Source organism: Celeribacter sp. HF31 (assembly GCF_011806455.1).
Classification (GTDB): Bacteria; Pseudomonadota; Alphaproteobacteria; order Rhodobacterales; family Rhodobacteraceae; genus Celeribacter.
On sequence record NZ_JAATOT010000008.1, the window covers coordinates 149,474 to 170,330 of the forward strand.

The following is a 20,857-nucleotide window of genomic DNA, read 5'->3' on the forward strand; positions in this document are numbered from 1 at the left end:
TCAACGCGTCAGCTCGACCCAGCGATCAAACTGCGTGATCTCGACCCAGCCGGTTTCCTCGCCATCGGGCCAGGTCACCTTGACCTGCGCCACCTCGGCATCCGCCAGACCGAAATGCAAAGGCACCGCCTTGCCCGAAGCATGCCCGCCGCCCACAGTGACATCCTGACGCTGCAGCCCGCGATTGGTCAGGATTTCAATCGTTGCGCCCACGGCCTCCGGGTTCAGCCCCGGCTGGCGCAAGCTGACGGCCAGATAGTGCCCGGCATTGGGCGTCACGTTCTGATACAACTCCATCGCGCTTTGCCGGTTCACCACCACAAGATCGAGCAAACCGTCGCCGTTCAGATCGACCAGATGGCCTCCGCGCGATTTCTCCATCGAGGCGACACCTGCCGCAATCGAGACCTCGCGAAAGGTGCCGTCGGACTTTTGTTGCAACAGATTATTGGGATCATGTGCGGCATTCGAGGGCATCTGTTCGACATTGCCTTTGGCAATGAACAAATCGGCGCGGGCGTCATTATCGACATCGCCCCAATCCGCCGACCAGCCGGTCGAGGGCCGCCCGTCATCGCCCAGGTGCGGTCGATGCGCATAGGTGCCGATCTCATAGGGTGCCGCTTTGTAGTGACCGTCCTCTTGGCCGAATTGCAAAAGCTGATCGCCCATCGAGGTCAGCATCACATCCGGGATGGTGTCTCCGTCGATGTCACGCTCGGCGATGCCCATCCCCCAGAGCGAGACCTTTTCCCAACCGTCCTGATCGTCCAGAAACCGGTTCTCTTGCAGATCGTACAACTGCTCGTAGCCGCCTTTGACGTAGTAATGCCGGTCGTTCGACAGCCTGAGGCTCTGAACTCCGCGCGCGCCTTTCGAGATCAGTGCGGAGAGGGTGCAAAATCCCGGCTCCAGCACGCTCTTCTCATAGCCACCCACCACAGGGCGATGCAACTCATTGACATCACAGGCCTCAAAGGGTCCGTCCGGGTTGTCGCGGTCGACATAATTGCCGAAAAACAGAGATGGACGCGCGGCGCCGTCTTCCCACCCCGCAGTAAACGCCGTGGTCCAACGGTCGCCCCCGTCAAAGCCCCAATCTTCATTGGCGCGCTCAAAGGCACAGTCGCCCAAGCCGCGCAGCAACAGGTTTTCACCCACGCGCAGCACGGCAAGATCGGTCACGCCATTGCTGTCAATGTCCAAAGGATAGGCACCGGTCACACCGGTCATCTCCATGATCTCGCCCGGCTCAAAAGACAGCGCGTCGCCTTGCAAAGACCGGTTCAGCATCAGGCTCGCCGGGGTCTCGCCACCGGCCGCGAAAATCTCCGGCATACCATCGCCGTTACAGTCGAACACCGCCAAACCACCACCGACGAAATGTTCCCAGCCGCCGCCATAGACATGCGCGGGCAGGGCATCGGAGCGGTTCTGAAACTGTGGGATCGACTGCGCATGGAGCGGCAGGGGGATCATCAGGCCAAGGGCCAAAACCAGTCGTCTATCGGTCATTCCACTCGCATTTCCGTCGCAAAATCAAGCGCCAGGGCCCCCGCACCGCGTGCCCAGACCAGATCGCCCCAGGCATGGATTTCCACCGGCGTCGGCGGGCGTCCGGGGCGATGGGTCAAGGCATGGGTCTCATGGAGCACATCCTCGGCATAGAGATAGTCGTAGCGCAAGCGGTCGCCGGAGAGAAGGATCAATGCGGGGTCATAGAGCGTCACCACATTGGCGAGCCCCGCCGCCAGATAGCGCCCGGCGCGGGCAAAGATCGTGCGCGCGAGCGCATTGCCTTCCTTGGCCTGCGCGTAGAGCGTTTCCAACATCACATCGGCACAGGTGCTTTGATGTCCGAGATTGAGCGCGGTGTGGGCTTCGCGGACCAAAGCATAGTCGGCCACATAGGCCTCGAGACAGCCGCGCTGACCACAGCGACACAGCGCGCCGTCCAGTTGCACCTTGGTGTGACCCAATTCCATCCCGTGGCCCATGCCGCCGCGGTGGAGCTGATTGCGGATCACGAGACCCATGCCCAACCCGTGCTCAATCGAGACCACGGCAAAGTTATCAAGCGCGCGTCCTTCACCGAACCAAAGTTCCGCCAGCGCCAGAAGGTTGGCGTCATTGTCGATCCGCACGGGCCGGTGCAGCCGGTTCTGCAACAGATCGCGCAGCGGCACATCGGTCTCTTCCATGAAGGGGCACCAGAGCACGCGCCCGGTGATGAAATCGACCATGCCGGGCAGGCCCAAAGCGATGGTGAGCGGTTCGATGCCGGGCCCCGCGTCGTCCAAAGCGGCCTGAATGATGGTTTCGGCCTCTCGCAAAACCTCTTCGGTGCTGCGCGCGGTGGGCGGCGCGGGCAGGGTGGCCGAGCCCAAGAGATTGCCAGCCATATCAAGCACGACAGCGGAGTTCGAACGATCCGAAATCTTGATCCCTACGACGGTGGCCGCCGTGGCCCGCACCCGAAGGCCGACGGGCGGACGCCCCCGTTGACTGTCGCCCTCGCGCGGCAATTCGCCTTCCTCAATGAGGCCCGCTTCGATCAGCTCCGTGGTGATCTGGGTCACTGTCGCGGGCGAGAGTGCCAGCTGTCGGGCCAGTTCGACACGCGGGATGATGCCACTGGCGCGCACCGCCTCAAACACCTGCCGCCGGTTGGATTTCGCAAAACTGTCCTTCTCAGGCAGCAGCGGGCCGCAGCCGTCCAGATCTTCTGTTCTGAGGTCCGTGTCGGGCATGGCACCTGCCTTTTTGTATAGTTCGCCTTCCTAATTAAATGCCGCCGTGCAGCATAAAATATTAGGAAATTGATCGGGTTGAACGCCGTATTGCGATTCATTTTCACCCATTTTTTGTGCAAAAGCGAGATTATTTTTTTGACAGCCGAAATAAATATGGCATGATTTGGACAGCCGACGATGAGTCGGACCCGCCGTGCGCAGCTCTTGAGGAGGAGAGGCGGCATCGGCGTGGAGATTTGGGAGGATATTCATGCGTAAATCCATGTTGATGGCGGCCACGATCGTGGCGGCCGGTTTCACGACATCTGCGATGGCAGAGGGTCTCACGGTCGGCGTCAGCTGGTCCAATTTCCAAGAAGAACGCTGGAAAACCGACGAAGGCGCCATCAAGGCGGCCCTCGATGCGGCGGGCGCCACTTACGTGTCTGCGGACGCGCAATCGTCCTCGGCGAAGCAGCTCTCAGACATCGAAAGCCTGATCGCGCAGGGCGTCGATGCCCTCATCGTTCTGGCCCAGGACACCCAGGCGGTGATCCCGGCGGTGCAAATGGCCGCCGACGAAGACATTCCGGTGATCGCCTATGACCGCCTGATCGAAGACCCGCGCGCTTTTTACCTGACTTTCGACAACGTCGAGGTGGGTCGTCTTCAGGCGCAGGCCGTGTTCGACGCTCAGCCGACCGGCAATTACGTCATGATCAAAGGCTCGCCGACCGACCCGAACGCAGACTTCCTGCGCGGGGGTCAGCAAGAGGTGCTGCAAGCCGCGATTGACGCGGGCGACATCACCATCGTGGGCGAGGCTTATACCGACGGCTGGCTTCCGGCCAATGCGCAGCGCAACATGGAATCGATCCTGACCGCCAATGACAACGATGTGGACGCGGTTGTGGCCTCCAACGATGGCACCGCCGGCGGTGCTGTGGCGGCACTCGCGGCGCAGGGCATGGCGGGGATTCCGGTCTCCGGTCAGGACGGCGACCACGCCGCTTTGAACCGCATCGCGCTTGGCACGCAAACCGTATCGGTGTGGAAAGACTCCCGCGAGCTCGGGAAAAACGCCGCTGAGATCGCGGTGCAACTTGCCGGTGGCGATATGGCTTCCGACGTCGATGGCACGGTGAAATTCACCACGCCGGGCGGCAAAGAGATGGATGCGAAATTCCTCGGGCCCATTCCGATCACCGCCGACAATCTCGACGTGGTTGTGGACGCGGGCTGGATCACCAAAGACGCGCTCTGCCAGGGCGTCACCGACGGTCCGTCGCCTTGTAATTGATCTGATCCGTCATCGGATTTTTCGCACGACCCGCAGAACATGCCGGGTCGTGCCCATAGAATAAAGGGCAAATCTCATGTCAGATCAGGCAGATAGCACTCAAATCGAAAGCGGCCCAAAAATGGACCAGAGCGGCAAGAGTCTGTTTGCCCAGCTCGAACTTGACATGCGGCTCATGGGCATGGTGGGCGCCTTCATCGCCATTGCGCTCACGTTCAATTTCTTCACCGACGGGCGGTTCATCACGCCGCGCAACACCTTCAACTTGACGGTTCAGACCGTCTCTGTGGCGATCATGGCGACCGGCATGGTCTTCGTCATCGTCACGCGTCACATCGACCTTTCCGTTGGCGCCGTGCTGGCCATCGCCTCCGCCATGGGCGCGATGATGCAGGCGCGTTGGCTGCCACAAGCCATCGGTCTTGAGTACGGCAATCCGATGATTGCGCCTTTGGCGATCCTGACCTGTCTGGCCGTAGGCACCCTCATTGGGGCCTTCAATGGCTGGCTTATCGGCTATCAGGGCATCCCGGCCTTCATCGTGACCCTTGGCGGTCTGCTGATCTGGCGCTTTGTCGGCTGGTATGTGACCGACGGCCAGACGATTGCGCCGCTCGATCAGAATTTCCTCGTCTTGGGCGGGGCGGAGGGCACCATTGGCGCCACGCTGTCCTGGATCATCTGTGCTCTGGCCGTCGCAGGTGCGGTCTTTGCCCTCTACAATGCGCGCAAGGCTAAGAAAAACCACGGATTTCCGACCAAGCCGCTCTGGGCTGAATTCGCTGTCGGCGGGCTGATCGTCGCCGTCATCATCGGCTATGTCGGGACGCTCAACGCCTATGACATCCCGACCGGCAAGCTGCGCCGTCTGTTCGAAGCCCGCGGCGAAGTTCTGCCCGACGGTTATACCGAGGCCTACGGCCTGCCGATTTCGGTTCTCGTGCTGATCGTGGTGGCGATTGCCATGACCATGGTCGCCAAGAAGACGCGGCTCGGCAAATACATCTTCGCCACCGGCGGCAACCCGGATGCCGCTGAGCTGTCCGGTATCAATACGAAACTTCTGACCGTCAAGATTTTCGCGCTGATGGGCTTTCTTTGCGGTCTTTCTGCGGTGATCGCCTCGGCGCGTCTGTCGGTGCACTCCAATGACATCGGCACTCTGGACGAGCTGCGCGTGATCGCGGCGGCGGTGATCGGGGGGACGGCACTCTCGGGTGGCATCGGCACCATTCACGGCGCCATTCTGGGCGCGCTGATCATGCAATCGCTGCAATCCGGTATGGCCATGGTGGGCGTCGATGCGCCGCTTCAGAACATCGTCGTCGGCTCGGTTCTGGTCTTTGCGGTCTGGATCGACATCCAATATCGCAAACGCCTCGGCATCAAGGCGTAAGGAGATAAGCACATGGCTGAAAACATGGGAAAAAATCCGAACACCGGCACGCCTTTGGTCGAACTCAAGGACATTTCCATCGCCTTCGGCGGCGTCAAGGCGGTGGATCATGTCTCCATTGATCTCTACCCCGGCGAAGTGGTGGGGCTGTTGGGCCACAACGGCGCGGGCAAATCGACGCTGATCAAATGCCTCTCGGGGGCCTATCAAAAGGACGCGGGTGAGGTGGTGATCAACGGCGAACATGCCGAGATCCGCAACACCCGCGATGCGCGGCGCTATAATGTCGAGACGATCTACCAGACGCTGGCGCTGGCGGACAATCTCGATGCGGCTTCGAACCTCTTTCTGGGCCGCGAATTGGTGACGCCTTTGGGCTTTGTCGATGAACCGGCGATGGAGGCCGAGACGCGCAAGATCATGGGCCGGCTCAATCCGAACTTCAAAAAGTTCAAAGTGCCGGTTTCCGCGCTTTCGGGCGGTCAGCGTCAGTCTGTTGCGATTGCCCGCGCGGTCTATTTCAACGCCAAAATCCTGATCATGGACGAACCCACCGCAGCCCTCGGGCCGCATGAGACCCAGATGGTCGCGGAGCTGATCGAGGAGCTGAAAGCCCAGGGCCTCGGTATCTTCCTGATCGAACATGACATCCACAACGTCATGCGTCTGTGCGACCGGGCGATGGTGATGAAGAACGGCCAAAAGGTCGGCACGGTGAATGTGAATGAGGTCACGGACGAAGACATCCTCGGCATGATCATCATGGGGAAAAAGCCGCCCCAAGCCTATTGAAACGGATCTCACATGTATATCGGACTTGATCTCGGGACCTCCGGTCTCAAAGCCCTGCTGATGGACGCGGATCAAAGCGTCGTGGCGGAGGCCAATGCGGCGCTCACCAACGAGCGCCCCCATGACGGTTGGTCGGAACAGGACCCGGCCAGTTGGTTGGCGGCCTGCGACACGGTCATGGCGGCGTTGAAAGCGCAGGCGGATCTGTCGGGCGTGAAAGGCATCGGCCTGTCGGGCCAGATGCACGGCGCGACGCTTTTGGATGCGTCCGATCAGGTGTTGCGCCCCTGCATCCTGTGGAACGACACGCGGTCTTATCGCGAGGCAGCCGCACTCGATGCCGATCCGCAGTTTCGGGCGATTACGGGCAACATCGTCTTTCCGGGCTTCACCGCGCCAAAACTCGCTTGGGTCAAAAACAATGAGCCGGACACTTTCAAATCGACCACCAAGGTTTTGCTTCCGAAGGATTATCTGCGTCTCTACCTGACCGGAGAATTCGTCGGTGAGATGTCCGACAGCGCGGGCACCGCCTGGTTCGACACCTCCGCGCGCGACTGGTCGGATGCGCTTTTGGCGGCCACCGAGATGGATCGTAGCTACATGCCACGCCTTGTCGAAGGCTCCGAAGTCTCCGGCCAATTGCGCCCGGAGCTGTCGGCCAAATGGGGTGTGTCCCCGTCTTGCGTGATCGCGGGCGGGGGAGGTGACAATGCCGCCTCGGCCATCGGGGTGGGTGTCGTAAAAGCGGGACAGGCTTTCGTGTCGCTCGGCACCTCCGGCGTGCTGTTTGCGGCCAATGACGGCTATCAACCGGATGCGGAAACGGCCGTTCACACCTTTTGCCACGCTCTGCCGGAGACCTGGCATCAAATGGGGGTGATCCTGGCGGCGACCGATGCGCTCAATTGGTACGGGCGTTTTGTGGGCAAAGGCGCGGCGGAGCTGACCGCCAATCTGGGCGCGCTTAAAGCGCCGGGTAAGACGCAATTCCTGCCTTACTTGGGCGGCGAACGCACGCCTTTGAACGATGCCGCGATCCGGGGCGCCTTCACGGGTCTCGAACACGCGACCGACACGGCGGCGGGCACCCGCGCGGTGCTCGAAGGGGTCACTTTCGCCATCAAGGATTGCGCCGAGGCGCTGGCCGCGACCGGCACAAAGATCGACCGGCTTTTGGCCGTCGGTGGTGGTTCGAAATCGCACTATTGGCTGGAGGCCATCGCCACCGCCTTGGGCGTGCCGGTGGATCTTCCGGTGGCGGGCGATTTCGGCGGCGCATTCGGTGCCGCGCGTCTGGGTATGATGGCCGCAACAGGGGGCGGGGCGGAGATCGCCACCGCACCACGTATCCAGGCCACCATCGACCCGATTTCCGATTTGACGGCGGCTTATGACGACGGGTTCGCCCGCTTCAAAACCGCACAACACGCACTCAAGAGGCTGACATGACAGAGTTTTTCCAAAACATCCCGCAGATCGCATATGAAGGCCCGACAAGCACAAACGAGTTCGCGTTCAAACATTACAACCCCGATGAGGTGGTGATGGGCAAACGGATGGAGGACCATCTGCGCTTTGCCGTCGCCTATTGGCACAGCTTTGCCTATGAGGGCGGCGACCCGTTCGGCGGGCGAACCTTTGATCGTCCGTGGTTCGGCGAGGGCATGGCAAAGGCGAAAATGAAGGCCGATGTGGCCTTCGAGATGTTCGACATCCTGCAAGCGCCGTTCTTCTGTTTCCACGACCTCGATGTGCGGCCCGAGGGCGCGACATTTGCCGAGAGCAAACGCAACCTCGAAGAGATTGTCGATTATTTCGCCGAGAAGATGGAAGGTTCGAAAACGAAACTTCTGTGGGGCACCGCGAACCTCTTTACAAACCGCCGTTTCATGGCGGGTTCTGCCACCAACCCGGACCCGGATGTGTTTGCCTATTCCGCCGCGACGATCAAATCCTGCATGGATGCGACGATCAAACTGGGCGGTCAGAACTATGTCCTTTGGGGCGGGCGCGAGGGCTATGAGACGCTGCTCAACACCGATCTCGACAAAGAGGCGGATCAGGCGGCGAAGATGCTTGAAATGGTGGTCGACTACAAACACAAGATGGGCTGGGATGGGGCCATTCTGGTCGAGCCCAAGCCGCAGGAGCCCTCGAAGCACCAATATGATTTCGACGTGGCGACGGTTTATGGATTTCTCAAGCGCTACGGGCTTGAAGGTGAAGTGAAGATGAACATCGAACAGGGTCACGCCATTCTGGCCGGGCATTCGTTTGAGCATGAGCTGGCGCTGGCTGCTTCTCTGGGCATCCTCGGCTCCATCGACATGAACCGCAACGATTACCAATCCGGTTGGGACACCGACCAATTCCCCAACGCCCCGCATGAGGTGGCGCTGGCCTATTACGAGGTGCTCAAAGCGGGCGGCTTCACCACCGGCGGCACCAATTTCGACGCGCGTATCCGGCGGCAATCTCTGGATGCGGAGGACCTGATCCTGGCGCACGTCGGCGGCATGGATATGTGCGCGCGGGGGCTGAAGGCGGCCGCCGCGATGTTGGAAGACGGGCGTCTGGAAGACGCGCGAACGGCGCGTTATGCCGATTGGGACAGCCCAGTGAATGCAAAGATGCTGAAACACGGCGATCTGGACAGCATTCAGGCGCGGGTGCTGGCCGAAGACATCAACCCGGAGCCGCGCTCTGGCCGGCAGGAGCGGTTGGAGAACCTTGTGAGTTCCTTCGTCTGACATAAGAAGGCGGGGAATTTCCCCGCCTTTTTGAGTATTTACGCCAAGAAAAAGATCAGCGGCTCAGCGTGCGGTGGATGGCGTCGGTCCAGCCGCTGTATTTGTCTTCGCGCGTGGTGTCGTCCATCTCGGGGGAGAATGTCGCCTCCGCTTGCCACTCTTTGGCAAACTCGTCTGGCGGCGGGCAAAGGCCCACGGCCAGACCCGCGAGATAAGCGGCGCCCAAGGCGGTGGTCTCCAGGTTCTTCGGCCGATCCACCGGCGCGCCAAGAATGTCGGCAAGGAATTGCATCGCGAAAGGATTGGCCGACAAGCCGCCATCGACGCGCAGGGTGGTCTCTTGCGGCGCGGTCCAATCGGCGTGCATGGCCTCAACGAGATCCCGCGTCTGGTAGCCGACGCTTTCGAGTGCGGCGCGGGCAAAGTCATTCGGGCCGGTGTTGCGAGTGAGGCCAAAGATCGCCCCGCGCGCCTCCGAATCCCACCAGGGCGCACCGAGGCCGGTGAAGGCGGGGACGAGGTAGAGGCTTTGTTCCGGGTCGGCCTTTTCGGCCATCTCCAAGGTGTCGGAGGCCTGTTCAATGACGCCCAAACCGTCGCGCAGCCATTGCACCACGGCACCTGCGATAAAGATCGAGCCTTCGAGCGCGTAGGTCACCTTGCCATCCAATTGATAGGCGATGGTGGTCAGCATGCGGTGGTCGGACCGTACCGGGGTCTCGCCGGTGTTCAACAGCGCGAAACAGCCGGTGCCATAGGTGGATTTCATCATGCCGGGGGCGAAACAGGCCTGACCGACGGTGGCCGCCTGTTGATCGCCCGCGACGCCTCGGATCGGGATTGCATCGCCAAAGAGCGTGGTTTCGCCAAAATCGCCGGAGCTGTCGCGCACCTCTGGTAGCATCTCCATAGGAATGCCGAGACGGTCACATATCTCCGTGTCCCACGTGCCTTCGTGGATGTTGTAGAGCATCGTGCGGCAGGCGTTGGTGGCGTCCGTTGCATGCACCCGGCCTTCGGTGAGCTGCCAGATCAGCCATGTGTCGACCGTGCCGAATTTGAGTGTCCCGGCCTTGGCCTTTTCGCGCGCCCCGTCATGTTGGTCCAAAATCCACGCCAGTTTCGTCGCGGAGAAATAGGGATCGAGCAACAACCCGGTGCGGGCGGTCACCTCGTCCTCAAATCCCTCTTCGCGCAGCCGGGCACAGAGATCGGCGGTGCGACGGTCCTGCCAGACGATGGCGCGATGCAGGGGTTTCCCGGTCTCGGCGTCCCAGACCACGGTGGTTTCGCGTTGATTGGTCAGCCCCAGTGCGGTCGGCGTGGCACCGGTTTCCGCCAGTACCTGCGTCACGCAATGTTTCGAGCTGTGCCACAGATCCATCGCCTCATGTTCCACCCAGCCGGAATGTGGAAAATGCTGGTCGAATTCTTCCTGCGCGCTGGTGATGGGGCGGAGCCCGGCGTCATAGAGGATCGCGCGCGTCGAGGTGGTGCCTTGGTCGAGGGCCAGAATGCTGTCGGTCATGAGGTCTCCCTTTCTCAAGAGGATAGGGCGGCTTTCATCCCTCGACAAGCAGCGGCACGTGTTGGCGCATCCAGTCGTCGATGGCGGCGATCTCGGCGGCGGTGAGACGCAGGCCAAGCTTGGTGCGCCGCCAGATCACATCTTCGACCTCGCGGGCGAATTCCTCGCGGATCAGATAGCGCAGCTCTGCCTCCGTCAGCCCATGGCCGAAATCGCGACCCATGTCGGAGGCGCCAACCACATCCTCGAAAATTCCCGCCGCGTTGCGCCCGTAGAGATGGACGAGGCGTTCGGCGGACTCGGGGCTCAGAAACGGGAATTGGAGGATGAGCGAGGTGGCCTGTTCCTTGTCGCGGCCATAGGTGAAGCCGCCGGGCAGAGCGGCGCCTTTGGTCCAGGGCTGTTTCATCGTGACATGCCCGCTGAGCTTGTCCAAAGCGGCCTCGGCGAGTTTGCGGTAGGTGGTGATCTTGCCGCCGAAAACATTGAGCAAGGGCGGGCCGTTTTCATCGAGCGAGAGCACATATTCGCGGGTCGCGGCGGTGGCACTTGAGGCGCCGTCCTCATAGAGCGGGCGGACGCCGGCGAAGGAATGCACCACATCGGCCTGGGTCAGCGGCGTCTTGAGGTACTGGTTCGCGAAATCAAGGAGGTAGCGTTTTTCTTCAAAGGTTGCTTCGGCCACCAGAGGATCGGCCTCATGCGGGGCTTCGGTGGTGCCGATCATGGTGAAATCGCGCTGGTAGGGCAGGAAAAAGATGATGCGCCCGTCGGAGCCCTGGAGGAAATAGGCCTTGTCGTGCTCATAGAGCCGGTTGACGACGATATGCGAGCCGCGCACGAGGCGGACGCGCTCAGAAGAATTGACCCCGATCACGCCCGTGACGATGTCGGCGACCCAAGGCCCGCCCGCGTTGACCAAAGCCTTGGCTTTGAATGTGCCTTGTCCTTCGACCTCGATCACCCAATGATCCACCTCACGCCGCGCGGAGGTGACCTTGGCCTGCGTCATGATCTTGGCGCCCAAATCCCGTGCGTCCATGGCGTTCAACACCACAAGCCGCGCGTCATTCACCCAGACATCGGAATATTCGAACGCGTGTTTGAACATCTCCTTCAAGGGCGCGCCCTCGGGTCGGCCCTTGAGATCATAACCGGTGGTGCCGGGTAGGATTTTGCGCTTGCCCAGATGGTCATACATCCAAAGCCCGATGCGGATGATCCAGCCGGGGCGCTGGCCCTTGAGCCAGGGCATGGTGTATTTCAACAGCTTCGAGATCGGCGTGTCTGCGTCGAACCGCATCTCTTTCGAGAGCGGCAGGACAAAGCGCATCGGGAAGGCGATATGCGGCATGGCTTGCAATAGCACCTCGCGCTCTTCCAAAGCCTCGCGCACCAGACGGATTTCGCCGTATTCGAGATAGCGCAATCCACCGTGAAAGAGCTTCGAGGAGGCCGAAGAGGTCGCCTGCGCCAGATCGCCCATCTCGGCCAGCGCGACCTTAAGCCCACGCCCCGCCGCATCGCGGGCGATGCCACAGCCATTGACCCCGCCGCCGATGATGAAGAGGTCGAGGAGGTCGTCTTTTTCGGATGCTTTGGTCATGTCTGGGGAGGTCATGTCATGCTTTGCAAAATGAAACTGTCTGTTGTTAACGGTGACCCTGTGCGAAAAATTGTCAAGAAAAGGTTTTTTGACCAGAGATTTAGGCGCGCGTCGGGGAAAAGGTCGGGGAAAAGACTGCGTAAAAGCAAGGTTAAACCTCGCGGATCGCCGAGATGGTCTTGTCATTTCAGGTTGTCATTCCCGGGCTGATCGGAGACCCTGCAGGAAAGTCCATAAAGAGGCGGTGCCGATGAAATTCTTCCCCATGTTCCTGCGCATGATCGAGCGCGATGTCGTCATCATAGGGGGCGGCGAAACGGCGGCGCAAAAGGCCCGCCTGATGCTCAAGACCGAGGCAAGGATCGTCTTGGCGGCGCCGGAACTGGAGCCGGAACTGGCCGCTTTGGTGGCCGAAGGGCGCGCGGTGCAGCACGCGGGCGAGATCACCGACGACCTCTTTGCCAACGCCGCGCTGGTGTTTGTTTGCACCGAAGATGAGGCGCGCGATTCCGAGCTCTATCATGTGGTGCGCGCGGCGGGCGCCTTGGTCAATGTCGTCGATCGGCCGGATCTCTGCGAGGCGAACACCCCCTCTCTGGTGGACCGCGATCCTTTGGTGGTGGCGATCGGCACCGAAGGCGCAGCGCCGGTTTTGGCCCGTCAGATTAAGACCCGTTTGGAGGAGATGCTCGAGCCGCGTCTGGGCGATCTCGTCGCCCTTGGCGGGCGGCTCCGGGACCATGTGGCCGAAGAGGTGCCGCGCGCCAAACGACGGGCGTTCTGGCGCTGGGTCTATGCGGAAACACCGCGACGGCTCTTTGCCAAAGGCGCCGAGCGCGAGGCCGCCAAAGTGATCAAGGCGGCGATTGCCGAGGGCGGTGCGCCGGAGAGTGGCACAAAGGGCGGGCAGGGCGCCATCGCGCTTTTGCCGGTCGGAAGTCTGGACCCCGACCTGATGACGCTGCGCGCGGTGCAGCGGTTGCAAGAGGCCGATCTGGTGATCTGTGCCGAGGCCGAGTTTGCGCCCATACTGGAACTCGCGCGCCGCGATGCGGAGCGGGTCATCGTGGGCCAGAGCTATGGCACAGAAGAGTGGCTTTTGTCGGATCAGCGCAAGGTGATCATGGCGAAATGCGAGGCGGGCGCGCGCGTGGTCTGGCTGGTCAGTCGCCGGGACGCCGAACGCGCGGCTTTGGGCCTGCCGGAAGACATCGAACGCGTTCCCGCAGTTCGGGTTTAAGGCGTGAGTTTAAGGAGAAGATCATGAGCGATTTGGAACATCGGATTGCCGTGGCGCGCGGCGAGGCGCCCGCGGATATTGTGCTCAAGAACGGTTCGATCTTTGATCTCATGACCGGCGAATTGATCGTCGGCGATGTGGCCATCGTGGGCGACCGGATCGCGGGCGTTTATGAGCGCTACGAAGGCAAGCGCGAGATCGACGTCACGGGGCAGGTGATCGTGCCCGGTTTCATCGACACGCATTTGCACATCGAAAGCTCTCTGGTGACGCCGTTTGAGTTCGACCGCTGCGTCCTGCCGCGCGGCGTGACGACGGCGATCTGCGATCCGCATGAGATCGCCAATGTCATCGGCCTGCCGGGCATCCGCTATTTCCAGGAGGCCTCCGAGCACACGTTGATGTCGATCCGGGTGCAACTCAGCTCCTGCGTGCCCTCGACCCATATGGAGACGGCAGGGGCCGAGCTTTTGGCCGAGGATTTGAAAGAGGTCATGGGGCATAAATCCGGCATCGGTCTGGCGGAATTCATGAATTACCCCGGCGTGATTTACCGCGACCCGGAGGCGATGAAGAAACTTCGCCTCTTTGAGGACGCCCATATCGACGGCCATTGTCCGCAACTCTCCGGCACTGATCTCAACGCCTATATCGCCGCCGGTATCCGCACCGAACACGAGGCGACCACCGTCGAGGAGGCCCGCGAGAAGCTGCGCAAAGGGATGCGGGTGCTCATTCGCGAAGGCTCCGTGTCCAAGGACATGCATGCGCTGCAACCGCTTTTGACCCATCTGACCGCGCCCTACATGTGCCTCTGCACCGACGACCGCAACCCGCTGGACATCGGCGAGCATGGCCATCTGGATTACGTGATCCGCACATTGATTGCGCTTGGAAGCCCGGCTCTGGCCGTCTACCGCGCGGCGACTTTGTCGGCGGCGGAGGCCTTTGGGTTGAAAGATCGTGGCATGATCGCGCCGGGCAAACGCGCCGACATTGTGGTGCTGGACAGTCTGGAAAACTGCAATGCTTCCATGGTTTTCGCGGGCGGAATTGAAGTAAATGACGCCGCCTTTGCCGCGCGCGGTCATGTGGCACCTGTGGGCCGTGGCTCGGTCAAAGCGCCCAAGGTCACGCCGGAGCAGTTCCGCACCACCGGCAACCGCGAAGAGGTCGATGTGATCGGCATCATCGAGGGCAAGATCATCACCGAACATCTGCGCGAAACCGTGCCCATCGTCGATGGCGACAAGGCCCCGGACCCCGCGCGTGATCTGTCCCGGATCACCGTGATCGAACGCCACGGCAAGAACGGCAATATTGCCTCTGGGTTTGTCAAAGGCTTCGGCCTCAAAGCGGGCGCGATTGCCTCCACCGTCTGTCACGATCACCACAATATCGCCTGCGTTGGGGTCGATTACGCCGATATGGCGCTGGCCGCGAACCGCCTGTCGGAGGTCGAAGGCGGCTTTGTCGTGGTGAAAGACGGCAAAGTCCTGGCCGAGCTGGCGCTGCCTGTGGCGGGGCTGATGAGCCTTGAGCCCTTCGAGGTGGTGCGTGATGATCTGGTCGATCTGCGTGCGGCGGCGGCCTCCTTGGGGGTCACGTTGGAAGAGCCGTTCTTGCAGCTGGCCTTTCTGGCGCTGCCGGTTATTCCGGCGCTCAAAATCACCGACCGGGGCATGGTCGATGTGACGAGGTTCGAGATCATCGCCTGACACTGTTTAGCGCCTGAAAAACAGCCCGCCCTTTGCCAAGAGGGCGGGTTTTTCCATGTCATAATGAGTGTCACAATAAGTGAACTAATTAGTTTACTTTTATGCAATATCCATATTGACGAAATCGTCAAAATGACCAAATTGAGAGCAAGACAGACGTTTTCGAAAGGAGAGATTCATGAAAAAGCTGATCCTTCCCGCCCTCCTTCCTATGGTGGTCCTGCTCACGCTTTCGGGCTGCGCAGACGGCAAATACCCGGTGTCGCAATGCACCACCGCCGACCACTATCCGGTGGCCTGCCAAAACATCGAAGAGGGCCAAAGCCCGGCCGATCTCGAACCGGTCGAAGTTCCGGCCTTTACCGGCGCTTAAGCCTCAGTAGCCGCGCGCCAGATTGACCACATCGGACAGCGGCGCGCTGGCGATCAGGGCGCTCAGATTGTTGAGCGTTTTTTGCTCGAAGCGTGCGCGTTCCGCCGTGCCGCCTTTGTAGGATTCATGCGGGGTCAAAAGCACCTTCGGATGGGTCCAGATCGGATCATCGGCCCGGGGCGGTTCGGGATGGGTGACGTCGAGCGTCGCCTTGCCCAGCCGCCCCGCATCCAACGCCCGCAAGAGTGCGGCTTGATCCACCAGCGCCCCGCGCGCCACGTTGATCAGATGCAGCCCCGGCTTGGCGTGGGACAACAGAGTGTCATTCACCATCGCCTCGGTCTCCGGCGTGTGGGGCATCGCCAGCACCACATGGTCGGAGCCTGCCATGACCTCCTCGGCAGAGGCGCAGGGGGTGATCCCCTCAGGCACCTTCTCCCAAACCCCACGCCGTGTCGCCAGCACCCGCATGTCAAAGGCCCGCGCGCGTTTCGCCACCGCCTCGCCGATGGCGCCAAAGCCGATGAGGCCCAGAGTCTTGTCCTCCAACGTGCCAAAAACCCGCGTGCCCCAATCCGCGAGTGACGTGGTGCGCGCCGCGAAAATATCCTTTTCCACCAAGAGCATCGCCGCCATGACATATTCAGCAATCTGCGGTGCGGTCAGTCCACGACCGTTGGTGACGACCCGGTCCCGCATCAGCCAATCGGGATAGATCTCGATCCCGGCAGAAAAGGTCTGCACCCATTTGAGCCGTGGATAAACCATCTGCGGCGCCTCAGCCCAGGACCGAAACGCCCGCGTCACCAAGATCTCTGTCTCCTGAGGCAAATCCCATGGGCGTTCTCGGTCAAAATGGTCGATCACCCGCGGCGCGCTTGGGTGTGCGGCCAGACTGCGGCCAAAGCCTTCGTCGATTTGATTGACGATCACGGGGGAGGGCATGTGAGGCTCTTTCTGTCGCGGTTTCAAAGCCTTGGTAGCGAGCCTTGCCTCAGATTTCCAGCCTCTCAGAGTTCAAACACCGCCGCAGAGGCCAAAATGTCGCCGGTCGGTTGGCCTGTGGGCGAGCCACCCGGCGGCTCATCGGAGACAGCCATGGTGGCGCCTTCAACCTGCGCCAAAAGCGCGGCCGGGATGGTCACGCGAATTTCGCCGATCTCGGAGGGCACGAGGCCCAAGGAGACGGGCGTCTCAGAGCCATCTGCGATAAGCCAAAGCTCCAGCGCCCGACCGGGGCGCGGCGCGCCTTGGTTCAATTGCACGATCATCACATCGGTCTCGGGGATAAACCCTGCGGCCACGACCAGATCGCCGCTCACCAGATCGACGTGGAATTTCGGACCGGGGGCATTGAGCAGCGGAGCGAAGGCAAGAAACCCGACCATCGCGACGGCGGCCGCCCCCGAGGCCCAAAGCCCGAAGATCGAGCGTTTCGGGCCAGAGGGCGCGGGGGCGATCTGGGCCATGATCCGCGATTTGAGCGCCTTGGAAGGGCGCACTTCGGCCAGATCGCCCGCGAAAACCGCCAGCTCGCGCTCCCATTCATGCACCATGCGCTGAAGCTCCGGGTCGTCTTTCAGACGCGCTTCGAAACGGGCCTCCTCGACGGCGTCGAGCAGGCGCAGCACATATTCCCCGGCAAGGGCGGGGTCGTTGTCTTCCGTGTGATCGCTCTCATCGGTCATTGGTTCAACATCCCATCAGGTGCTCAGGTTAAGCGCTCAGGCAGTCGCGCAAGGAGATCAGGCTGCGGCGCAGCCAGGTGCGCATGGTGTTCAACGGCACGCGAAATTTTTCGGCCAGATCGGCGTAGCTGTCGCCTTCGAGATAGGCGCCGCGCACCGCGTTTTTGCGGTCGGGCTCCAGTGCGTCGAGACAGTCGTTCAGCCGGGCCGTCTCCGAGGCCGCGATGCTTTGTGCTTCAGGGCATGGGCCGGGATCGGCGAGATCGGGCATGTCAGTCACATCGCGCGGGCTGCCCTGGCGCTGTTTCGCACGCAGCCGGTCGATCGCCAGATTGCGCGCCACGGTGACAAGCCAAGTGATCGGACTGTGACCCGTCACGACATAGCGGTCCGCCTTGTGCCAAATGCGCAGATAGACCTCCTGCAACACATCCTCGGCCTCGGCACGGTTGTTCAAGACGCGCAGCACAACGCCGAAAAGTTTGCCATTCGTGGCATCATAAAGCTCTGAAAAGGCGTGACGATCCTTGAGCGCGATCCGTGCGATCATCTGTTCGATCTCTGCCCGTGTGCGCATCTTTGAACCCTGTACCAAACACCTGTTGCAAAGAGCATATAGCGTCCGGAGACATAAAAACACCCGGCACGAAACACGCGCCGGGTGTCGTCACCGTTTGGCGCGGATTACATCGCGGTGATTGTTGTCATCACCAGCTTGCCGTCGATTTTGATCGGGCCGTCTTCCTTGGCACCCAGGGTGTATTCGAACACGCCGGTCTCCATGCCGCCGTCCTCAGAGTGGATCATCAGCATGAGCATCTCGCCCGGCATGACCTCTTCGGTCAGGATCGCGGCAACGTCTTTCGTCTCGCCCGCACGCAGCGGCGCATGGGCAACAACGGGGCCGGGTTTCATGGTTTCGTCGGTGCGGTGCACCACGAGCCATCCGTTTTGCGCGGCGGTGATGCTCTCGGCGCTGACAATGCCGTTGGCGACGGACTGATCGGCGGCCTCGACCTTTTGCATCATGTGATCGTCGGCGAAAGCGGCGGTGGCGGACAGGCTCAGAGCTGCGGCGGTCATCAGAAGTTTCATGGGTCGTCTCCGTATAAGTGCGTTTTACTTTGTGTTTCGAGCCAGCTGTCGAGCGGCTCTTGCACGGAGTCACGTTTGGATTTTCGGAAAGTTTCAAAAAAATTTTGAACGGGATGTTTTTTCGAATGGAACGGGACCAAAGGGGCCCATCAAGTCGATTTCAAAGATGCATTTGCGATAAATCAATGCCGGGTTGGCGTGAATGTATTCAATGGGGTGAATTTATACCAAGCGCGAGGTGACTCGTGTGAAGGGAGGAGCCCATGCACGCCACTGGTCATAGACACCTACTCGCCAGCTTAGCTTTCGGCCTGAGCGCCAGCGTCGCCTTCGCACAGGATGCGATGCCGCAGATGCCGGGGGACGGCTCGACGGCGGATCACTCGAAATTCGAGATCCTGCAACAGGAGTTCAAATCCGGTCCCGAGGTCACGGCGGCCTGCCTGTCGTGCCACACCGAGGCCGACGATCAGGTCATGCATTCGATCCACTTCCAGTGGGAATTCGACAATCCGGCGACCGGCCAGACGCTTGGCAAATCCAAGGTGATCAATGCTTTTTGCGGCAACGTCGTCGGCAATGAGCCGCGCTGCACCTCGTGCCACGCGGGCTATGGCTGGGACGACATGCACGAAGTGCCGCCGCAGCAATCGAATGCAGTGGACTGTCTCGTCTGTCACGACCAGTCCGGGCAATATGCCAAACTCTCGACCGGGGCAGGGCACCCGCCTTTGGGCGACATCCCGGGCCAGCCGGTCAGCGGCAAAACGATCACAGGCGCCGACGCCTGGGCGGTCGATCTGATGAAATCGGCGCAGTCGGTGGGCATGCCGACGCGCGAGAATTGCGGCCAGTGCCATTTCTACGGCGGCGGCGGCGACAATGTGAAACACGGCGATCTCAGTTCTGCGCTCTATGACCCGGACATTCACACCGACGTGCATATGTCAAAAGACGGCGCCAATATGGTTTGCTCCGATTGCCACACGGAAGAGAGCCACACGTGGGCCGGATCGCGTTATCTGATGGACGCGAAAGACACGGTGGGGCTTGGTCATCCGGGCGAGGAACGGTTTTCGGCCTCTTGCGAAAGCTGCCACAGCGACAGCCCGCATGAGGGCGATCTCATGGCGATCAAGCTCAATGATCACGTCGACAAAGTCGCTTGTCAGACCTGTCACATCCCGGAATTCGCCCGCGGTGGCGTCGCGACCAAGACCTATTGGGATTGGTCCACGGCGGGCCGGCTGAACGCCGAAGGTCAACCGATTGCCGAACATAATTTCACCCAAAGCGACGGGCAGGAGTTGCACACCTACCTGACCATCAAAGGCGATTTCGACTGGGGCGAGAATGTCGAACCCTACTATGCCTGGTTCAACGGTGCGGTGGAATATACCCTTCCCGAAGAAGAGATCGACCCGACAGAGGTCGTCGAGATCAACAAGGTGCTGGGCACGCCCGACGGCGAAGACAGCCGCATCTGGCCGTTCAAACGCATGGTCGGGCGGCAATCCTATGACGCGGGCTATAACAAGCTGGCCTATTCTCACGTCTGGGGACCGACCACGGACACGGCGTTTTGGACCAATTACGATTGGTCGAAAGCCATCGAGGCGGGGATGAAAGCGGCGGGATCGCCGTACTCCGGCGAATACGGCTTTATCGACACTTATATGTATTGGCCGATCACCCATATGGTCGCGCCGGCTGACGAGGCGATGGATTGTGTCGAATGCCATTCGGAGGACGGGCGGCTCGTGGGCCTTGCGGGCGTGGTGATGCCGGGCACCGATCCGAATTCTCTGTTCGGTCGACTGGGGCAGATTCTGGTCCTCTTGACCGCACTGGGCGTCATCGGCCACGGCATTTTGCGCCTGATCACACGCGGTAAAGGAGGGACCCACCCATGACCAAGCGGATCGTCAAGGTTTACCCCCGGTTTGAGCGGCTCTGGCACTGGACGCAGGCGCTATTGATTGCGGTGCTGATGTTCACGGGACTTCGGGTGAGCGGGGTGCATGCGCTCATTCCCTTCGGACCCGCCGTGATGCTGCACACATTGGCCGCGCTCACGCTCCTGGTCGTGTGGATTTTCGCCACCTTCTGGCTTTTCACCACCGGCACATGGCGGCAATTTCTACCCAAAGTCGAGGGCATGCTCGCCACCGCGCGCTACTATGCTTACGGCATTTTCAAAGGCGAGGAGCCGCCCTATCAAAAGCAATATTGGCGCAAACACAATCCGCTTCAGGCCGCGACCTATTTCGGGTTGAAGTGGTTTGTCTTCCCGGTGATCTGGATCTCGGGGATCATGTACCTGACCTATAATTTCTGGGACAGCGGCGCGGACAGCACCTTTGTGCTCGCAGTGGTGCGCAACATTCACCTCTTGGCGGCCTATGTGATCTTCGCCTTCGTCATCGCGCATATTTACCTTTTGACCACGGGCCACGGTTTCCGCGACCATGTCCGTCCGATGGTGACCGGCTATGAAGAGATCGACCTGACCCCGGAACAGGAGGCCTATTTCGAGGCCAACACGCCGGATCGGTTGAAACCTCTGGAACCTGCCGAGTAAGCGCAGTCACTCAGAAATACGAAACGGCGCCGCAATCGGGCGCCGTTTTTTGTAT

At 60.9% G+C, this 20,857-nt stretch carries 19 protein-coding genes; 10 read left to right on the forward strand and 9 right to left on the reverse strand.

Annotated elements, in window-relative coordinates; all coding sequences use genetic code 11:
• Genes HCZ23_RS17015 through HCZ23_RS17025 form a run of 3 tightly spaced genes read right to left on the reverse strand, consistent with a single transcriptional unit; the run spans window position 1 to window position 3,005 of the window.
• Window positions 1-1,515, reverse strand: coding sequence for a CRTAC1 family protein (locus HCZ23_RS17015; protein ID WP_167602945.1), 1,515 nt, complete (start codon window positions 1,513-1,515; stop codon window positions 1-3).
• Window positions 1,512-2,750, reverse strand: a complete 1,239-nt coding sequence (locus HCZ23_RS17020) for an ROK family transcriptional regulator (RefSeq protein WP_167602946.1) — start codon at window positions 2,748-2,750, stop codon at window positions 1,512-1,514. Before HCZ23_RS17020 ends, HCZ23_RS17015 begins: the two co-directional genes overlap by 4 nt.
• 30 nt (window positions 2,751-2,780) lie before the next feature.
• The gene (locus HCZ23_RS17025) at window positions 2,781-3,005 is read right to left on the reverse strand and encodes a hypothetical protein (RefSeq protein WP_167602947.1); all 225 of its coding nucleotides are present in this window, start codon (window positions 3,003-3,005) and stop codon (window positions 2,781-2,783) included.
• On the opposite strand from HCZ23_RS17025, the gene xylF reads away from it, so the two are divergent.
• The 5 genes from xylF to xylA all read left to right on the forward strand — a co-directional run bounded on the left by xylF (window position 3,004) and on the right by xylA (window position 8,973).
• Window positions 3,004-4,032 carry a D-xylose ABC transporter substrate-binding protein gene (gene xylF, locus HCZ23_RS17030; protein ID WP_175580919.1) on the forward strand — a complete coding sequence of 343 codons (1,029 nt, stop codon included), beginning with the start codon at window positions 3,004-3,006 and terminating at the stop codon, window positions 4,030-4,032. The two genes, HCZ23_RS17025 and xylF, sit on opposite strands and share 2 nt — an antisense overlap.
• 121 nt (window positions 4,033-4,153) lie before the next feature.
• Window positions 4,154-5,428 carry a sugar ABC transporter permease gene (locus HCZ23_RS17035; RefSeq protein ID WP_167602948.1) on the forward strand — a complete coding sequence of 425 codons (1,275 nt, stop codon included), beginning with the start codon at window positions 4,154-4,156 and terminating at the stop codon, window positions 5,426-5,428.
• A 12-nt stretch (window positions 5,429-5,440) separates the two neighbouring features.
• Window positions 5,441-6,220, forward strand: a complete 780-nt coding sequence (locus HCZ23_RS17040; protein WP_254870357.1) for an ATP-binding cassette domain-containing protein — start codon at window positions 5,441-5,443, stop codon at window positions 6,218-6,220.
• 12 nt (window positions 6,221-6,232) lie between these two features.
• Window positions 6,233-7,672 carry a xylulokinase gene (xylB, locus tag HCZ23_RS17045; protein ID WP_167602949.1) on the forward strand — a complete coding sequence of 480 codons (1,440 nt, stop codon included), beginning with the start codon at window positions 6,233-6,235 and terminating at the stop codon, window positions 7,670-7,672.
• On the forward strand, window positions 7,669-8,973 hold the full coding sequence (xylA, locus tag HCZ23_RS17050) for a xylose isomerase (protein ID WP_167602950.1): 1,305 nt from the start codon (window positions 7,669-7,671) through the stop codon (window positions 8,971-8,973). Before xylB ends, xylA begins: the two co-directional genes overlap by 4 nt.
• A 55-nt stretch (window positions 8,974-9,028) precedes the next feature.
• On the opposite strand, the gene glpK is transcribed toward xylA, so the two are convergent.
• Both glpK and glpD read right to left on the reverse strand, forming a co-directional pair.
• Entirely contained in the window at window positions 9,029-10,501 is a 1,473-nt protein-coding gene (glpK, locus tag HCZ23_RS17055; RefSeq protein ID WP_167602951.1) for a glycerol kinase GlpK, read from the reverse strand.
• Window positions 10,502-10,535: 34 nt separating this feature from the next.
• The gene (gene glpD / locus HCZ23_RS17060; RefSeq protein WP_167602952.1) at window positions 10,536-12,107 is read right to left on the reverse strand and encodes a glycerol-3-phosphate dehydrogenase; all 1,572 of its coding nucleotides are present in this window, start codon (window positions 12,105-12,107) and stop codon (window positions 10,536-10,538) included.
• Between the two features lie 250 nt (window positions 12,108-12,357).
• Between glpD and HCZ23_RS17065 the strand changes: the two genes are divergently transcribed.
• The 3 genes from HCZ23_RS17065 (at window position 12,358) to HCZ23_RS17075 (ending at window position 15,438) form a co-directional block, all read left to right on the forward strand.
• A complete protein-coding gene (locus HCZ23_RS17065; RefSeq protein WP_167602953.1) occupies window positions 12,358-13,347 on the forward strand; it encodes an NAD(P)-dependent oxidoreductase in 990 nt (329 codons plus the stop codon).
• A 23-nt stretch (window positions 13,348-13,370) separates the two neighbouring features.
• Entirely contained in the window at window positions 13,371-15,065 is a 1,695-nt protein-coding gene (gene ade, locus HCZ23_RS17070; RefSeq protein ID WP_167602954.1) for an adenine deaminase, read from the forward strand.
• 178 nt (window positions 15,066-15,243) lie between these two features.
• Complete coding sequence (locus HCZ23_RS17075) at window positions 15,244-15,438, forward strand: hypothetical protein (protein ID WP_167602955.1); 195 nt, start codon at window positions 15,244-15,246, stop codon at window positions 15,436-15,438.
• Between the two features lie 3 nt (window positions 15,439-15,441).
• On the opposite strand, the gene HCZ23_RS17080 is transcribed toward HCZ23_RS17075, so the two are convergent.
• The 4 genes from HCZ23_RS17080 to HCZ23_RS17095 all read right to left on the reverse strand — a co-directional run bounded on the left by HCZ23_RS17080 (window position 15,442) and on the right by HCZ23_RS17095 (window position 18,221).
• Entirely contained in the window at window positions 15,442-16,383 is a 942-nt protein-coding gene (locus tag HCZ23_RS17080) for an NAD(P)-dependent oxidoreductase (protein WP_167602956.1), read from the reverse strand.
• Window positions 16,384-16,448: 65 nt separating this feature from the next.
• Window positions 16,449-17,126 (reverse strand): anti-sigma factor, encoded by a 678-nt coding sequence (locus tag HCZ23_RS17085; RefSeq protein ID WP_167602957.1) that lies wholly within the window; start codon window positions 17,124-17,126, stop codon window positions 16,449-16,451.
• 28 nt (window positions 17,127-17,154) lie between these two features.
• Window positions 17,155-17,703 carry a sigma-70 family RNA polymerase sigma factor gene (locus tag HCZ23_RS17090; RefSeq protein WP_167602958.1) on the reverse strand — a complete coding sequence of 183 codons (549 nt, stop codon included), beginning with the start codon at window positions 17,701-17,703 and terminating at the stop codon, window positions 17,155-17,157.
• 107 nt (window positions 17,704-17,810) lie between these two features.
• Window positions 17,811-18,221: a hypothetical protein gene (locus tag HCZ23_RS17095; RefSeq protein ID WP_167602959.1), complete on the reverse strand. Its 411-nt coding sequence runs from the start codon at window positions 18,219-18,221 to the stop codon at window positions 17,811-17,813.
• A 263-nt stretch (window positions 18,222-18,484) separates the two neighbouring features.
• Between HCZ23_RS17095 and HCZ23_RS17100 the strand changes: the two genes are divergently transcribed.
• Together HCZ23_RS17100 and HCZ23_RS17105 are read left to right on the forward strand one after the other, a co-directional pair.
• Window positions 18,485-20,134 carry a tetrathionate reductase family octaheme c-type cytochrome gene (locus tag HCZ23_RS17100; RefSeq protein ID WP_167602960.1) on the forward strand — a complete coding sequence of 550 codons (1,650 nt, stop codon included), beginning with the start codon at window positions 18,485-18,487 and terminating at the stop codon, window positions 20,132-20,134.
• Complete coding sequence (locus HCZ23_RS17105; RefSeq protein WP_167602961.1) at window positions 20,131-20,802, forward strand: cytochrome b/b6 domain-containing protein; 672 nt, start codon at window positions 20,131-20,133, stop codon at window positions 20,800-20,802. Before HCZ23_RS17100 ends, HCZ23_RS17105 begins: the two co-directional genes overlap by 4 nt.
• The last annotated feature ends 55 nt before the right edge of the window (window positions 20,803-20,857 follow it).

What these genes read in the sequence shown, in the direction of transcription:
- HCZ23_RS17065 (WP_167602953.1), top strand. Translation starts at nt 12,358, where the DNA reads ATGAAATTCTTCCCCATGTTCCTGCGCATGATCGAGCGCGATGTCGTC.
- HCZ23_RS17015 (WP_167602945.1), bottom strand. Translation starts at nt 1,515, where the DNA reads ATGACCGATAGACGACTGGTTTTGGCCCTTGGCCTGATGATCCCCCTG.
- xylB (WP_167602949.1), top strand. Translation starts at nt 6,233, where the DNA reads ATGTATATCGGACTTGATCTCGGGACCTCCGGTCTCAAAGCCCTGCTG.
- xylF (WP_175580919.1), top strand. Translation starts at nt 3,004, where the DNA reads ATGCGTAAATCCATGTTGATGGCGGCCACGATCGTGGCGGCCGGTTTC.
- HCZ23_RS17025 (WP_167602947.1), bottom strand. Translation starts at nt 3,005, where the DNA reads ATGAATATCCTCCCAAATCTCCACGCCGATGCCGCCTCTCCTCCTCAA.
- HCZ23_RS17085 (WP_167602957.1), bottom strand. Translation starts at nt 17,126, where the DNA reads ATGACCGATGAGAGCGATCACACGGAAGACAACGACCCCGCCCTTGCC.
- HCZ23_RS17090 (WP_167602958.1), bottom strand. Translation starts at nt 17,703, where the DNA reads ATGCGCACACGGGCAGAGATCGAACAGATGATCGCACGGATCGCGCTC.
- glpK (WP_167602951.1), bottom strand. Translation starts at nt 10,501, where the DNA reads ATGACCGACAGCATTCTGGCCCTCGACCAAGGCACCACCTCGACGCGC.
- ade (WP_167602954.1), top strand. Translation starts at nt 13,371, where the DNA reads ATGAGCGATTTGGAACATCGGATTGCCGTGGCGCGCGGCGAGGCGCCC.
- glpD (WP_167602952.1), bottom strand. Translation starts at nt 12,107, where the DNA reads ATGACCAAAGCATCCGAAAAAGACGACCTCCTCGACCTCTTCATCATC.
- HCZ23_RS17020 (WP_167602946.1), bottom strand. Translation starts at nt 2,750, where the DNA reads ATGCCCGACACGGACCTCAGAACAGAAGATCTGGACGGCTGCGGCCCG.
- HCZ23_RS17035 (WP_167602948.1), top strand. Translation starts at nt 4,154, where the DNA reads ATGGACCAGAGCGGCAAGAGTCTGTTTGCCCAGCTCGAACTTGACATG.
- HCZ23_RS17075 (WP_167602955.1), top strand. Translation starts at nt 15,244, where the DNA reads ATGAAAAAGCTGATCCTTCCCGCCCTCCTTCCTATGGTGGTCCTGCTC.
- HCZ23_RS17040 (WP_254870357.1), top strand. Translation starts at nt 5,441, where the DNA reads ATGGCTGAAAACATGGGAAAAAATCCGAACACCGGCACGCCTTTGGTC.
- HCZ23_RS17080 (WP_167602956.1), bottom strand. Translation starts at nt 16,383, where the DNA reads ATGCCCTCCCCCGTGATCGTCAATCAAATCGACGAAGGCTTTGGCCGC.
- xylA (WP_167602950.1), top strand. Translation starts at nt 7,669, where the DNA reads ATGACAGAGTTTTTCCAAAACATCCCGCAGATCGCATATGAAGGCCCG.
- HCZ23_RS17105 (WP_167602961.1), top strand. Translation starts at nt 20,131, where the DNA reads ATGACCAAGCGGATCGTCAAGGTTTACCCCCGGTTTGAGCGGCTCTGG.
- HCZ23_RS17095 (WP_167602959.1), bottom strand. Translation starts at nt 18,221, where the DNA reads ATGAAACTTCTGATGACCGCCGCAGCTCTGAGCCTGTCCGCCACCGCC.
- HCZ23_RS17100 (WP_167602960.1), top strand. Translation starts at nt 18,485, where the DNA reads ATGCACGCCACTGGTCATAGACACCTACTCGCCAGCTTAGCTTTCGGC.